This window comes from Streptomyces sp. NPDC001549 (assembly GCF_042894025.1).
Taxonomy (GTDB): Bacteria; Actinomycetota; Actinomycetes; order Streptomycetales; family Streptomycetaceae; genus Streptomyces; species Streptomyces kutzneri.
Genome location: NZ_JBIAVJ010000002.1, coordinates 59865 through 74287, shown reverse-complemented (window position 1 = coordinate 74287; position 14423 = coordinate 59865). Strand labels below are relative to the sequence as shown.

Here is a 14423-nt window from a genome sequence, read left to right as displayed (position 1 = left end):
CTCAGGTGCGGGGGCCTGTTTCGTTATGAAGCGGCCGCTCGCGGGCTCTTACGCACGCGCCGGTCGCGCTCTAGTCTGATCACTGCTCGATGGTTACTCACCAGTTTAAAAAGTCAACGGCTGCATACCCGCCAGTCCCCAGCGCCCCCAGCGCCCCACGCCCACGCACTACCGCGTGGATCGGTCCGGAGGATGTCGTGAGCGACACACAGACCTATCTCGAGAACCGCCCGCCCACCGTGGCGGTGCTCTTCCTTGAGCGCGTCGCAGCGACGCCCGACGACGAGGCCTACCGGTACCCGGTGCCGGCGGCCGGCGGACAGGGCGGCCCAGACGACTGGAAATCACTCAGCTGGGGCCAGGCGGCCGAGCGGGTGTTCGCCATCGCCGCCGGGCTGATCGCTCTCGGCGTCCGGACGGAGGAGCGCGTCGCGCTCGCCTCCAACACCCGGGTCGAGTGGATCCTCTCCGACCTCGGCGTGATGTGCGCCGGCGGTGCGGTCACCACCATCTACCCCAGCACCAATGCGGACGAGTCGGCGTTCATCCTCTCGGACTCCGAGAGCCGGGTGCTCATCGCCGAGGACGGGAAGCAGCTGGCGAAGGCGCGCGAGCGCCGCGCCGACCTGCCGAACCTCGCCCACGTCGTGGTCCTGGACGCCGATGACGCGGTCGCCGCCGAAGGAGACCCCGAGGGCTGGGTGCTCTCGCTCGCCGAGCTGGAGGCGCGCGGCAAGGAGTACCTCGCCAAGCACCCCGAGGCGGTCAAGGAGCGGGTGGGGGCCATCACCGCCGACCAGCTCGCCACCCTCATCTACACCTCCGGTACCACCGGCCGCCCCAAGGGCGTCCGGCTGCTGCACGACAACTGGTCGTACCTGGCCAAGGCCATGGTCGCCACCGGGCTGATCGGCAAGGAGGACGTCCAGTACCTCTGGCTGCCGCTGGCCCACGTCTTCGGCAAGGTGCTGACCTCCGGGCAGATCGAGGCCGGGCACGTGACCGCCGTCGACGGCCGGATCGACAAGATCATCGAGAACCTGCCGATCGTCCAGCCGACGTACATGGCCGCCGTTCCGCGCATCTTCGAGAAGGTCTACAACGGCGTGGCGGCCAAGGCCCGCGCCGCCGGCGGAGCCAAGTACAAGATCTTCAAGTGGTCGGCCGGCGTCGCCCGCGAGTACGCGAAGGTCACGCAGGACAACTTCCGCCGCACCGGCCAGGCGACCGCCCCCTTCGGCCTCACCACCAAGCACAAGATCGCCGACGCGCTCGTCTACTCCAAGCTCCGCGAGGCCTTCGGCGGGAAGCTGCGCGCCGCCGTCTCCGGCGCCTCCGCCCTCGCCCCCGAGATCGGCTTCTTCTTCTCCGGCGCGGGCGTCCACATCCTGGAGGGCTACGGCCTGACCGAATCCAGCGCGGCCTCCTTCGTCAACCCGGGCGAGGCCTACCGCACCGGCACGGTCGGCAAGCCGCTCCCCGGTACCGAGGTCCGCATCGCCGACGACGGCGAGGTCCTGCTGCGCGGCCCCGGCATCATGCAGGGCTACCACCGGCAGCCGGACAAGACCGCCGAGGTCCTGGAGTCCGACGGCTGGCTGCACACGGGCGACATCGGCGAGCTGTCGGCCGACGGCTACCTGCGCATCACCGACCGCAAGAAGGACCTGATCAAGACCTCGGGCGGCAAGTACGTCGCCCCGGCGGAGATCGAGGGCCAGTTCAAGGCGATCTGCCCGTACGTGTCGACGATCGTCGTGCACGGCGCCGACCGCAACTTCTGCTCGGCGCTGATCGCCCTCGACGAGCCCTCGATCCTGACCTGGGCGGCCGAGAACGGGCTGGAGGGCAAGACGTACGGACAGGTCCTGGCGGCGCCGGAGACCAACCGCCTGATCGAGACGTACGTACAGACCCTGAACGAGGGCCTGCAGCGCTGGCAGACGGTCAAGAAGTTTCGGCTGCTGCCGCGCGACCTCGACGTCGAGCACGGCGACCTCACGCCCAGCCTGAAGCTGAAGCGGCCGGTGGTCGAGCGTGAGTTCAAGCACCTGATCGAGGAGATGTACGAGGGGTCCCGCGAGGCGTAGCGCCTGCCGCGGGCTGGGCGGGGCGGGGCGGTGGACCGCCCCGCCGGGCCCCGTTCCCCGGGGCTCCGCCCCGGACCCCGCGCCTCGGACGCCGGCGGGGCCGGATGTGACGGCGGCGGGGCCTTTCCGGTGCGGGATGATGGGGGTATGCCTTCCGCACTCCCCGACGGTGAACCCATGCCCGAAGACGGCGCGCTGCCGTCACATGCCCTGGCGGGCGCGGGAGAGCGGCCGCTCGGGTTCTACCTGCACGTCCCGTACTGCGCCACGCGCTGCGGGTACTGCGACTTCAACACCTACACGGCCACCGAGCTGCGGGGCACCGGCGGTGTGCTCGCCTCCCGGGAGAACTACGCCGACACCCTGATCGACGAGGTCAGGCTGGCGCGGAAGGTGCTCGGCGACGACCCGCGCGAGGTCCGGACCGTCTTCGTCGGCGGCGGCACGCCCACGCTGCTGCCCGCCGCCGACCTCGTCCGCATGCTCGCGGCGATCCGGGACGAATTCGGCCTGGCCGAGGACGCCGAGATCACCACGGAGGCCAATCCGGAGTCGGTGGACCCGCGGTACCTGGCCGAGCTGCGCGCCGGGGGCTTCAACCGGGTCTCCTTCGGCATGCAGAGCGCCAAGCAGCACGTCCTGAAGGTGCTCGACCGCACCCACACGCCGGGGCGCCCCGAGGCGTGCGTCGCGGAGGCGCGGGCGGCGGGCTTCGAGCACGTCAACCTCGACCTGATCTACGGCACGCCCGGGGAGTCGGACGAGGACTGGCGGGCGACCCTCTCGGCGGCGCTGGGCGCCGGGCCGGACCACATCAGCGCCTACGCGCTGATCGTCGAGGAGGGCACGCAGCTGGCGCGGCGGATCCGCCGCGGCGAGGTCCCGATGACGGACGACGACGTCCACGCCGACCGGTACCTGATCGCGGACTCGGTCATGGCAGAGGCCGGGTACTCCTGGTACGAGGTTTCGAACTGGGCCACCTCGGAGGCCGGGCGCTGCCTGCACAACGAGCTGTACTGGCGCGGCGCCGACTGGTGGGGCGCGGGCCCGGGTGCGCACTCGCACGTGGGCGGGGTGCGGTGGTGGAACGTGAAGCACCCGGGCGCGTACGCCGCGGCGCTGGCGGAGGGCCGCTCCCCGGGCGCGGGACGGGAACTCCTGTCGGAGGAGGACCGGCGGGTGGAGCGGATCCTGCTGGAGCTCCGGCTGGTGGACGGGGTCCCGCTGACCCTGCTGGCCCCGGCCGGGCTGGGGGCGTCCCGCAAGGCCCTGGCGGACGGGCTGCTGGCGCCTGGCCCGTACGAGGCGGGGCGGGCCGTCCTGACCCTGCGGGGGCGGCTGCTCGCCGATGCGGTGGTCCGGGACCTGGTGGACTAGCCCGGCGGCGGGGTTGCCGGGGGCGCCGCCCCCGGACCCCCGCGCCTCAAACGCCGGCGGGGCTGGGAGGGTGCCCTCAAACGCCGGCGGGGTTGGGAGGGTGCGCCTCAAGCGCCGGCGGGGCTGGGGGTGCCGGCGGGGCTGAAAGGGGCTCCGGCGGGGCTGGGAGGGAGCCGGCGGGGCCGGTCAGGCCGTGACGTGGTCGATGAGGTGTTCCACCGAGCCCAGGAGGGTCGGTTCCAGGTCGCGGTACGACGTCACCCGGGACAGGATGTGCTGCCAGGCGGCGCCCGTGTTCTCCGGCCAGCCCAGGGCCCGGCAGATGCCCGTCTTCCAGTCCTGGCCGGGCGGGATCACCGGCCACGCGGGGATGCCCAGCGCGGACGGCTTCACCGCCTGCCAGACGTCCACGTACGGGTGGCCCACGATCAGGACGTCCGGCGAGGTCACCGACGCCGCGATACGGGACTCCTTCGAACCCGGGACGAGGTGGTCGACCAGGATGCCGAGGCGGGCGTCCGGGGCCGGGGCGAAGTCGGCGACGATGGCCGGGAGGTCGTCGATGCCCTCCAGGTACTCCACCACGACGCCCTCGATCCGCAGGTCGTCACCCCAGACCCGCTCCACCAGCTCCGCGTCGTGCCGGCCCTCGACGTAGATCCGGCCGGCCCGCGCCACCCGCGCCCGCGCCCCGGGCACGGCCAGCGAGCCCGAGGCAGTCAGGAGCGGCCCGGAGGGCCTGCGTGCGGGGCGGACCAGGGTGACCACGCCGCCGTCCAGCAGGAACCCGCGCGGCTCCATCGGGAACACCCGCCGCTTGCCGAAGCGGTCCTCCAGGGTCACCGTGCCCGCCTCGCAGGCCACCACCGCGCCGCAGAAGTCCGTACCGGCCACCTCGACCACCAGGTCCAGGTCCGCCGCCACCTCCGGCACGGCCTTGGGTCGCTTCCACTGCGGGGTCAGGTCGGGGGAGTACTCGCGCATCCGGCCGACAGTAGGAGAGCCGCGCGCGTCACGCCTCCGACACGCCGAAACGGGCCGCCAGTGTGACGCGTTGGGCACGGACGAAGTCCGCCCCGACCACCGCTCCGTGACCCGGCACGTACAGTGCGTCGTCACCGCCCAGCGACAGCAGCCGGTCCAGGGCCGCGGGCCACTGCCCCGGCGTGGCGTCCGGCCCCACCGAGGGCTCGCCCGACTCCTCGACCAGGTCCCCGCAGAAGACCACCTCGCGCTCGCCCGGCACGAAGACGGCCAGGTCGTGTCCGGTGTGCCCGGGCCCCACATTCGCCAGCAGCACCTGTACGCCGCCCAGTTCCAGCGTCCACTCGCCCGACACCGCGTGCCGGGGCGGCACCAGCAGGTCCGCCGCCTCCGCCGCCTCCGCCGCCGCGAGCCCGTGCCGTACGGCGTCCCCGCGCAGCTCCTCGCGTCCCGTCGACAGCAGTGCGGCCAGCCCGACCGCCCCGAACGTCTCGGCCCCGGCGAAGGCCGCCCCGCCCAGGACGTGATCGAAATGACCGTGCGTGAATGCGATATGGGTCACGCGCCGGCCCGTGATCCGCTCCGCCTCGGCGCGTACCTGCGCGCCCTCCCGTACACACGAACCGGGGTCGATCAGAAGGACCGAATCCTCGCCCACCACCAGCCCCACGGTGCAGTCCCACACCGGCAGCCGCCGCCGGCCGGCCCGTCCCGTCAGCCGTTCCCAGCCGGACTCTTCCCAACGCACGTCCATACGGCGACGCTACCCTGGCGGGCCTCCCTTGCCAGGGGCTTACCGCCCGGCCGTACACTGAGCGGGGGCTCTCTGGCACTCGAACGATCAGAGTGCCAACGAACACGGCAGAAAACGGCAACGGACCACAGCTGGAGGTGTGCGCGATGCTCAGCGAACGCAGACTCGAAGTGCTGCGCGCCATCGTCCAGGACTACGTCGGGACGGAGGAGCCGGTCGGCTCCAAGGCGCTCACGGAGCGGCACCGGCTCGGCGTCTCGCCCGCCACCGTGCGCAACGACATGGCCGTGCTGGAGGAAGAGGGCTACATCGCCCAGCCCCACACCAGCGCCGGCCGGATCCCCACCGACAAGGGCTACCGGCTCTTCGTCGACAAGCTGGCGGGGGTCAAACCGCTGTCGTCGCCCGAGCGCCGGGCCATCCAGAACTTCCTCGACGGCGCCGTCGACCTCGACGACGTGGTCGGCCGCACGGTGCGGCTGCTCGCGCAGCTCACCCGGCAGGTCGCCGTCGTCCAGTACCCGAGCCTGACCCGTTCGACCGTCCGGCACGTGGAGCTGCTCTCGCTCGCTCCCGCGCGCCTGATGCTCGTACTGATCACGGACACCGGGCGGGTCGAGCAGCGGCTCGTCGACTGCCCGAGCCCCTTCGGGGAGACCTCGCTGGCGGACCTGCGGGCCCGGCTGAACAGCCGGGTCGTCGGGCGCCGCTTCACCGATGTGCCCCCGCTCGTCCAGGACCTCCCCGAATCCTTCGAGGCCGAGGACCGCAGCACCGTCTCCACCGTGCTCGCGACACTCCTCGAAACCCTGGTCGAGGAAGCCGAAGAGCGGCTGATGATCGGCGGTACCGCCAATCTCACCCGCTTCGGACACGATTTTCCCCTGACGATCAGGCCGGTGCTCGAAGCACTCGAGGAGCAGGTCGTGCTCCTCAAGCTGCTGGGCGAGGCCAACGAGTCGGGAATGGCCGTACGGATCGGGCACGAGAACGCCTACGAGGGACTGAACTCCACGTCGGTCGTCTCGGTCGGTTACGGTTCGGGCGGCGAAGCAGTCGCCAAACTCGGCGTGGTCGGACCGACCCGCATGGACTACCCCGGAACGATGGGAGCGGTACGCGCAGTGGCACGTTACGTCGGACAGATCCTGGCGGAGTCGTAAGTGGCCACGGACTACTACGCCGTTCTCGGCGTGCGCCGCGACGCATCGCAGGACGAGATCAAGAAGGCCTTCCGGCGCCTCGCGCGTGAACTCCACCCGGATGTGAATCCGGACCCGAAGACGCAGGAGCGCTTCAAGGAGATCAACGCGGCCTACGAGGTGCTGTCGGACCCGCAGAAGAAGCAGGTCTACGACCTCGGCGGCGACCCGCTGTCCTCCTCGGGCGGTGGCGGCGGAGCGGGCGGCTTCGGAGCGGGTGGCTTCGGCAACTTCTCCGACATCATGGACGCCTTCTTCGGCCAGGCCTCGCAGCGCGGCCCGCGCTCGCGGACCCGCCGCGGCCAGGACGCCATGATCCGCCTGGACCTGGAGCTGGACGAGGCGGCCTTCGGGACCACCAAGGACATCCAGGTCGACACGGCCGTCGTCTGCAACACCTGCTCCGGCGAGGGCGCCGCTCCCGGCACCTCGGCGCAGACGTGTGACATGTGCCGCGGCCGCGGTGAGGTCTCGCAGGTCACCCGGTCCTTCCTGGGCCAGGTCATGACCTCGCGCCCCTGCCCGCAGTGCCAGGGCTTCGGCACCGTGGTCCCGACCCCGTGCCACGAGTGCGCGGGCGACGGCCGGGTCCGCTCCCGCCGCAGCCTCACGGTCAAGATCCCGGCGGGTGTCGAGAACGGCACCCGGATCCAGCTCGCGGGCGAGGGCGAGGTCGGCCCCGGCGGCGGCCCCGCCGGCGACCTGTACGTGGAGATCCACGAGCTGGCGCACCCGACCTTCCAGCGGCGCGGGGACGACCTGCACTGCACGGTCACCATCCCGATGACGGCGGCCGCGCTGGGCACCAAGTGCCCGCTGGAGACGCTGGACGGGCTGGAGGAGATCGACATCCGGCCCGGCACCGGGTCCGGCCAGGCGATCCCGCTGCACGGGCGCGGCGTCACCCACCTGCGCGGTGGGGGACGCGGCGACCTGATCGTGCACGTCGAGGTCACCACCCCGGGCAAGCTGGACGCCCAGCAGGAGGACCTGCTCCGCCAGCTGGCGAAGCTGCGCGGCGAGGAGCGGCCGATGGGTCAGTTCGCGCCGGGTCAGCAGGGTCTGTTCAGCCGGCTGAAGGACGCCTTCAACGGTCGCTGACCGACCGCGAGCCACCGTCACGAGCCCGGCCTGGGGATTCCCCGGCCGGGCTCGTCACATGGGGCCGGCGGCGGCCGGAGGCCGGTCGGGAAGCGGACTATGCCAGGCGAATGCCATGATTCGGCCCCATGCCCGGGACGTGGCACGATGCAGTCCATGTCCTCGGCACCGAACGGTCTCTCCCCGTATCCGATCGTGCAGGCTCCCATGGCGGGCGGCGCCTCCTGTCCCGTGCTCGCCGCCGCCGTGTGCGAGGCGGGCGGGCTGGGCTTCCTGGCCGGCGGCTACAAGACCGCCGACGGGATGTACCAGGAGATCAAGCAGGTGCGCGCGCTGACCCGGCGCCGTTTCGGTGTCAACCTCTTCATGCCGCAGACCGGTTACGTCGATCCGGCCGCCGTGGAGGCCTACCGCGGGCAGCTGGCCGGTGAGGCGAGCTGGTACGAGATCTCGCTCGCCGAGGAGGACATCATCGGCACCAGTGACGACGGCTACGACGCCAAGCTCGCCATCCTCCTCGAAGACCCGGTCCCGGTGGTCTCGTTCACCTTCGGCTGTCCCGCCTTCGCGGCCCTCGCGGCCCTGCGCAAGGCCGGTACGTACACCGTCGTCACGGTGACCTCCGCCGAGGAGGCCCGCAGCGCCCAGCACGCGGGTGCGGACGCGGTCTGCGTCCAGGGCGCCGAGGCCGGCGGCCACCAGGGAACCCACCGGGACGACCCGCAGATCGACGGCACGGCGACCGTGGGCCTCCTCGCGCTGGTGGCGCAGGTACGCGAGGCCGTGGCGCTCCCGATCATCGCGGCGGGCGGGATCATGCGGGGCTCGCAGATCGCGGCCCTGCTGGCGGCGGGCGCGGAGTCGGCGCAGCTCGGGACGGCCTTCCTGGCCTGCCCGGAATCGGGGGCCGACCCGGTCCACAAGAAGGCGCTGACGGACCCGCTGTTCGTCCGCACCGAGCTGACCCGGGCCTTCTCCGGGCGGCCGGCGCGTGGCCTGGTCAACCGCTTCATGCGCGAGCACGGGCCGTACGCCCCGGCCGCGTACCCGCAGGTCCACCACCTGACCTCGGGGCTGCGCAAGGCCGCCGCCGCGGCCGGGGACCCGCAGGGCATGGCCCTGTGGGCGGGCCAGGGGCACCGGATGGCGCGACCGCTTCCGGCGGGGGAGCTGGTGGAGGTGCTGGCGGCCGAACTGGCCCAGGCACAGAGCACGTTGAAGGCAATGCAGATGAGGAGTGCGTCATGACCGCCCCGGTGTTCGTGGTGGAAGAGGTCCCCGCGGGGCCGGAGTTCGTCCTGGACGGCCCGGAGGGCCGGCACGCGGTGTCCGTGAAACGCCTGAACCCGGGCGAGGACGTGGTCCTCACGGACGGGCGCGGCCACTGGGCGGAGGGCGTGGTCAAGACCGCCGAGGGCAAGGACCGGCTGGTGGTCATGGACCTGCACACCGTCGCGGAGGAGCCGGAGCCGGAGGTCCGTATCACCGTGGTCCAGGCCCTGCCCAAGGGGGACCGGGGCGAGCTGGCCGTCGAGACGATGACCGAGACCGGCGTGGACGCGATCGTGCCCTGGCAGGCCTCGCGCTGCATCACGCAGTGGCGCGGCGACCGCGGGGCCAAGTCCCTGGCCAAGTGGCGGGCCACGGCCCGGGAGGCGGGCAAGCAGTCCCGCCGGGTGCGCTTCCCGGACGTGGCCGAGGCCATGTCCACCAAGCAGGTGGCGGCGCTGCTGGCCGGCGCCGACCTGGCGATGGTCCTCCACGAGGACCGCGACACCCCGTCCGGGGCGCTGGCCACGGCCGAGCTCCCGAAGGCCGGTTCCGTCGTGCTGGTGGTCGGCCCGGAGGGCGGGGTCTCCCCGGAGGAGCTGGCCGTCTTCGCCGCGGCGGGGGCGCACCCCTACCGCCTGGGCCGTTCCGTCCTGCGGACCTCCACGGCCGGCACGGCGGCCACGGCGGTGCTGCTGGCCCGCACGGGCCGCTGGTCCTGACGCGACCACGCCCGCGGCAGGCGTCCGGCTGGATACGATGCCCGGACCGATCACCGTCACGGGAGGCTCAGCAATGGCCGGGGAACCGCAGGCCGACTGCCTGTTCTGCAAGATCGTCGCGGGGCAGATCCCCGCGACCGTGGTGCGGGAGACCGAGACCACGGTCGCCTTCCGGGACATCAACCCGCAGGCGCCCACGCACGTGCTCATCATCCCCAAGGTGCACTACGCCGACGCGGCCTCCCTCGTGGAGGCCGAGCCGGCCGTCGCCGCCGACATACTGCGCGAGGCCGGCCAGGTCGCCCTCGACGAGAAGATCGTCGAGCACGGCTACCGGGTCGTGTTCAACACCGGCTCCGGCGCCGGGCAGACCGTCTTCCACGCCCACGCGCACGTCCTCGGCGGCCGCGGCCTCCAGTGGCCCCCCGGATAGCACGTGTCCGTACGAGAGTTCGTGGTGCTGGGCACGGCCAGCCAGGTGCCCACCCGCCACCGCAACCACAACGGCTACCTGCTGCGCTGGGACGGCGAGGGCATCCTCTTCGACCCGGGCGAGGGCACCCAGCGCCAGATGCTGCGCGCCGGGGTGGCCGCGCACGACATCAACCGGATCTGCGTCACCCACTTCCACGGTGACCACAGCCTCGGCCTCGCCGGGGTCATCCAGCGGATCAACCTCGACCAGGTCCCGCACCCCGTCACCGCGCACTACCCGGCCTCGGGGCAGAAGTTCTTCGACCGGCTGCGCTACGCCACGGCCTACCGGGAGACCGTCCCGCTCCGCGAGGAGCCGGTGGCCGGGGACGGCGCGCTGGCCCAGGGGTCCTCGTACGTCCTGGAGGCCCGGCTGCTCTCGCACCCGGTGGAGTCCTTCGGCTACCGGATCACCGAACCCGACGGGCGCCGCATGGTGCCCGAGCTGCTCGCACGGCACGGGATCAAGGGCCCGGACGTGGGCCGGATCCAGCGTGAGGGGCGGCTCGGGGCGGTCACCCTGGACGAGGTCAGCGAACCCAGGCCCGGGCAGCGGTTCGCCTTCGTCATGGACACCCGGCTCTGCCCCGGCGTGGACGCGCTGGCCGAGGGCTGCGACATGCTGGTGATCGAGTCGACCTTCCTCGACGAGGACGAACGGCTGGCGACCGACCACGGGCACCTGACCGCCGGCCAGGCGGCGCGGGTGGCGCGGGACGCGGGCGTACGGCACCTCGTGCTGACGCACTTCTCGCAGCGCTACACCGACCCGGCCGAGTTCGAGCGCCAGGCCCGCGCGGCCGGCTTCGAGGGCGAGCTCACGGTGGCCGCGGACCTGGTGCGGGTGCCCCTGCCCAAGCGGGGCTGACGGCGGGCCCGGTCCCGTCCGGTCACGGCAGGACCCCGGCCGGGGCCGGGCCGGGCCGGGACCGTGTTCGCCGAGCGGTCCGAGTGGTCCGAGTGACGAAGGGCCTTCCGAGGGTGATCTGCGCCACACTGGGTTTTGGTCCCGCCCGGGGTGGGCAGGGCTGGCAGCTTTCCACTGGAAACGTCATGCAGGAACGGGCCTTCGAGGAACAACGGGGAGATCGCCGTGACCGGTCGGGACTACGAAATCCGCGCATCAGCAGTGGACCCGCTCGGTCCGCTGCGTGACCCCCAGGAACCCGGCTGTGACGTCTTCCTGACCGGAACCGTCTTCCTCGACATCATCTTCACCGGCCTCGACTCGGCCCCGGTGCGCGGTACGGAGTCCTGGGCGCGCGGCATGGGCTCCAGCCCCGGCGGCGTCGCCAACATGGCCACCGCCCTGGCCCGGCTCGGTCTGCGTACCTCGCTGGCCGCCGCCTTCGGGGACGACCACTACGGCGAGTACTGCTGGGACGCCCTCGAACAGGGCGAGGGCATCGACCTGTCCATGTCGCACACCATCCCCGGCTGGCACAGCCCCGTCACCGTCTCGATGGCCTACGAGGGCGAGCGCACGATGGTCTCGCACGGCCACGAGGCCCCTCCGCCGGCGGGCCCCGGGCCCTTCCCGCAGTGCCCGCCCCGGGCCCGCGCGGCCGTGGCCGCGCTGGGACCCGGCCGCGGCGAGGAGTGGATCGGCGAGGCCGCCCGGCGCGGCTCTCGGATCTTCGCGGACGTGGGATGGGACGAGAGCGGCCGGTGGGACCTGGGGGCCCTGGCCGACCTGGAGCACTGCGAGGCCTTCCTGCCGAACGCGGGCGAGGCGATGCGCTACACCCGGACCGACTGTCCGAGAGCCGCGGCCCGGGCGCTGGCGGAGAAGGTGCCGATCGCGGTGGTGACGATGGGCGCGGAGGGCTCGTACGCGGTGGACGGGCGCACCGGGGAGACCGCGCACGTCCCCGGGATCACGGTGGAGGAGCTGGACCCGACGGGCGCGGGCGACGTCTACGTGGCGGGCTTCGTGACCGGCACCCTGGCGGGCTGGCCGCTCGCGGACCGGCTGGCCTTCGCCGGGCTGACGGCGGCCCTGTCGGTGCAGGAGTTCGGCGGCTCCCTGTCGGCTCCCGGCTGGCCGGAGGTGGCCCACTGGTGGCGGGACGCCCCGCGGGAGCTGCGCGGCCGGTACGGCTTCCTGGACGATCTGATCCCGCCGGGCGGCACTCCGGCGGCCCGGCGCAGGGCCGTACCGACGATCGGGTTCCGGCACTCGGTGTAGCGGCGGGACCGGGCGGTAAAACCTCTCGGGGAAGCAGCGGCGGAGACGTACGCTTGGTACTCCGGAGGTCGTCGATTCGGCGCGGCCCCTCAGCGGGAGGTATGCGCAGGCCACAGTGCCGGCCCATGACTCAGACACCGACAGCCCACATCCCTGCGCCGGGGCAGGCGCGAGCCCACTTCACCGTTCCGGCCACGCACCCGATGGTGACCGTGCTCGGCTCGGGTGACGCCCTGTTGCGCGTGATCGAGAAGGCCTTCCCGAAGGCCGACATCCATGTTCGGGGCAATCAGGTCAGCGCGATCGGTGCAGCGGCGGAAGTCGCCCTGATCCAGCGGCTTTTCGACGAGATGATGCTGGTGCTCCGCACCGGGCAGCCGATGACGGAGGACGCAGTGGAACGCTCGATCGCCATGCTCAAGGCGAGCGGCAACGGCATTGGCGACGGGCCTGCCGAGACGCCCGCGGAGGTGCTCACCCAGAACATCCTCTCCAGCCGCGGCCGCACCATCCGACCCAAGACCCTCAACCAGAAGCGGTACGTCGACGCGATCGACAAGAACACGATCGTCTTCGGCATCGGCCCCGCCGGTACCGGCAAGACCTACCTCGCCATGGCCAAGGCCGTCCAGGCCCTCCAGTCCAAGCAGGTCAGCCGGATCATCCTGACCCGGCCCGCCGTCGAGGCGGGGGAGCGGCTCGGTTTCCTGCCGGGCACCCTCTTCGACAAGATCGACCCGTACCTGCGCCCGCTCTACGACGCGCTGCACGACATGATCGACCCCGACTCGATCCCGCGGCTGATGGCGGCGGGCACGATCGAGGTCGCGCCCCTGGCATACATGAGGGGCCGGGCGCAGCCCGTTTTCACGAAGGTGCTGACACCCGATGGCTGGCGCCCGATCGGCGATCTCCAGGTAGGCGACCTGGTCGTCGGATCGAACGGTGAGCCCACCCCGGTTCTCGGTGTCTACCCGCAGGGCGAGAAGGACATCTACCGCGTCACGGCCCAGGACGGCTCCTGGACCCTGTGCTGCGGTGAGCACCTGTGGACGGTCCGTACGGCATCGGACAAGCGCCGCGACAAGCCGTGGCGGGTCCTGGAGACCAAGGACATGATCGGCAACCTCCGTGCGGCCCATGCCCGCCGCTACGAGCTGCCGATGCTCACCGCTCCGGTCGCATTCCCCGAGCGCGAGGTCCCGATGGACCCGTACGCGCTGGGTCTGCTGCTCGGCGACGGGTGCCTCACCGGCTCCACCACACCGTCCTTCGCCACAGAGGACGAGGAGCTCGTCCGCGCCCTGGAAACAGCGCTTCCTGGAGTCGCCGCACGACACAAGGGCGGGCCCGACTACGTCCTGAACAGGGTGAAGTCGCCCGGTGACGTGGTCACTCTGGAGAACCCCGTCACCCGGGTGATGCGCGAGCTCGATCTGCTCGGCAGCCGTTCGCACTCCAAGTTCGTGCCGGACGACTACCTGTTCAACGCGGCAGAGGTCCGCCTCGCGGTACTCCAAGGCCTGCTCGACTCCGACGGAGGCCCGGTCACCCAGCGGGACCGTACCTGCCGCATCCAGTACTCCACGACGTCGATCGTCCTGCGTGACGATGTGATCGCCCTCGTGCAGTCCCTCGGCGGTGTCGCCTACACCCGGCGCCGCGCAGCAGAGGGCCGCAAGCAGGGCACTGCCCTGGCCGCCCACCGGCGGGACGCGCATGTTGTCGACATCCGGCTCCCCGAGGACGTCGAGCCTTTCCGCCTCGCTCGCAAGAGGGACGCGTACCACGCGGCCGGCGGAGGCGGGCGCCCGATGCGCTTCATCGACTCCATCGAGCCCGCGGGCCGCGAGGAGGCGGTGTGCATCCAGGTGGCCGCCGAGGACTCGCTGTACGTGACGCAGGACTACCTGCTGACGCACAACACCCTCAATGACGCGTTCGTCGTCCTCGACGAGGCGCAGAACACGACCGCCGAGCAGATGAAGATGTTCCTGACCCGGCTCGGGTTCGACTCGAAGATCGTCGTCACCGGTGACGTCACGCAGATCGACCTGCCGGGTGGCGCCAAGAGCGGTCTGCGTCAGGTCCAAGAGATCCTGGAAGGGCTCCCGGACATCCACTTCTCGCGGCTCACGTCCGAGGATGTCGTCCGGCACAAGCTGGTCGGCCGTATCGTCGACGCGTACGAGAAGTACGACGAGAGTCAGCAGGCCCAGGACGGTCGTAACGGCCGGAACGGCCAACACGGGAAGTAGA

The 14423-nt window shown here is 71.9% G+C and carries 12 protein-coding genes and 1 pseudogene; 11 read left to right on the top strand and 2 right to left on the bottom strand.

Features of this window, described 5'->3' with window-relative positions; genetic code table 11:
- Positions 1–197 precede the first annotated feature (197 nt).
- Positions 198–2090: an AMP-dependent synthetase/ligase gene (locus ACFY04_RS03240; RefSeq protein ID WP_389113973.1), complete on the top strand. Its 1893-nt coding sequence runs from the start codon at positions 198–200 to the stop codon at positions 2088–2090.
- 147 nt (positions 2091–2237) lie between these two features.
- Complete coding sequence (hemW, locus tag ACFY04_RS03235) at positions 2238–3470, top strand: radical SAM family heme chaperone HemW (RefSeq protein WP_389113972.1); 1233 nt, start codon at positions 2238–2240, stop codon at positions 3468–3470.
- Positions 3471–3656: 186 nt separating this feature from the next.
- Here hemW and ACFY04_RS03230 read toward each other — a convergent pair whose 3' ends face one another.
- Positions 3657–4454 (bottom strand): DUF3097 domain-containing protein, encoded by a 798-nt coding sequence (locus ACFY04_RS03230; protein ID WP_389113971.1) that lies wholly within the window; start codon positions 4452–4454, stop codon positions 3657–3659.
- Positions 4455–4482: 28 nt separating this feature from the next.
- A complete protein-coding gene (locus ACFY04_RS03225) occupies positions 4483–5208 on the bottom strand; it encodes an MBL fold metallo-hydrolase (RefSeq protein ID WP_389113970.1) in 726 nt (241 codons plus the stop codon).
- Between the two features lie 146 nt (positions 5209–5354).
- On the opposite strand from ACFY04_RS03225, the gene hrcA reads away from it, so the two are divergent.
- The 9 genes and pseudogenes from hrcA (at position 5355) to ACFY04_RS03180 (ending at position 14422) form a co-directional block, all read left to right on the top strand.
- On the top strand, positions 5355–6371 hold the full coding sequence (gene hrcA / locus ACFY04_RS03220; protein ID WP_362045088.1) for a heat-inducible transcriptional repressor HrcA: 1017 nt from the start codon (positions 5355–5357) through the stop codon (positions 6369–6371).
- A complete protein-coding gene (gene dnaJ, locus ACFY04_RS03215) occupies positions 6372–7511 on the top strand; it encodes a molecular chaperone DnaJ (protein WP_030010180.1) in 1140 nt (379 codons plus the stop codon).
- A gap of 156 nt (positions 7512–7667) precedes the next feature.
- Positions 7668–8759 (top strand): nitronate monooxygenase, encoded by a 1092-nt coding sequence (locus tag ACFY04_RS03210; protein ID WP_389113969.1) that lies wholly within the window; start codon positions 7668–7670, stop codon positions 8757–8759.
- Entirely contained in the window at positions 8756–9502 is a 747-nt protein-coding gene (locus ACFY04_RS03205) for a 16S rRNA (uracil(1498)-N(3))-methyltransferase (RefSeq protein ID WP_389113968.1), read from the top strand. The genes ACFY04_RS03210 and ACFY04_RS03205 overlap by 4 nt, the downstream gene beginning before the upstream one ends.
- A 73-nt stretch (positions 9503–9575) precedes the next feature.
- Positions 9576–9935, top strand: coding sequence for a histidine triad nucleotide-binding protein (locus ACFY04_RS03200; RefSeq protein ID WP_389113967.1), 360 nt, complete (start codon positions 9576–9578; stop codon positions 9933–9935).
- A 3-nt stretch (positions 9936–9938) separates the two neighbouring features.
- Positions 9939–10844: a ribonuclease Z gene (locus tag ACFY04_RS03195; protein ID WP_389113966.1), complete on the top strand. Its 906-nt coding sequence runs from the start codon at positions 9939–9941 to the stop codon at positions 10842–10844.
- 225 nt (positions 10845–11069) lie between these two features.
- The gene (locus ACFY04_RS03190; protein WP_389113965.1) at positions 11070–12164 is read left to right on the top strand and encodes a carbohydrate kinase family protein; all 1095 of its coding nucleotides are present in this window, start codon (positions 11070–11072) and stop codon (positions 12162–12164) included.
- A gap of 101 nt (positions 12165–12265) precedes the next feature.
- Positions 12266–12961: pseudogene (locus tag ACFY04_RS03185) on the top strand (PhoH family protein); the annotation flags it as partial.
- 45 nt (positions 12962–13006) lie between these two features.
- The gene (locus ACFY04_RS03180) at positions 13007–14422 is read left to right on the top strand and encodes a PhoH family protein (protein WP_389114278.1); all 1416 of its coding nucleotides are present in this window, start codon (positions 13007–13009) and stop codon (positions 14420–14422) included.
- Position 14423 lies beyond the last annotated feature (1 nt).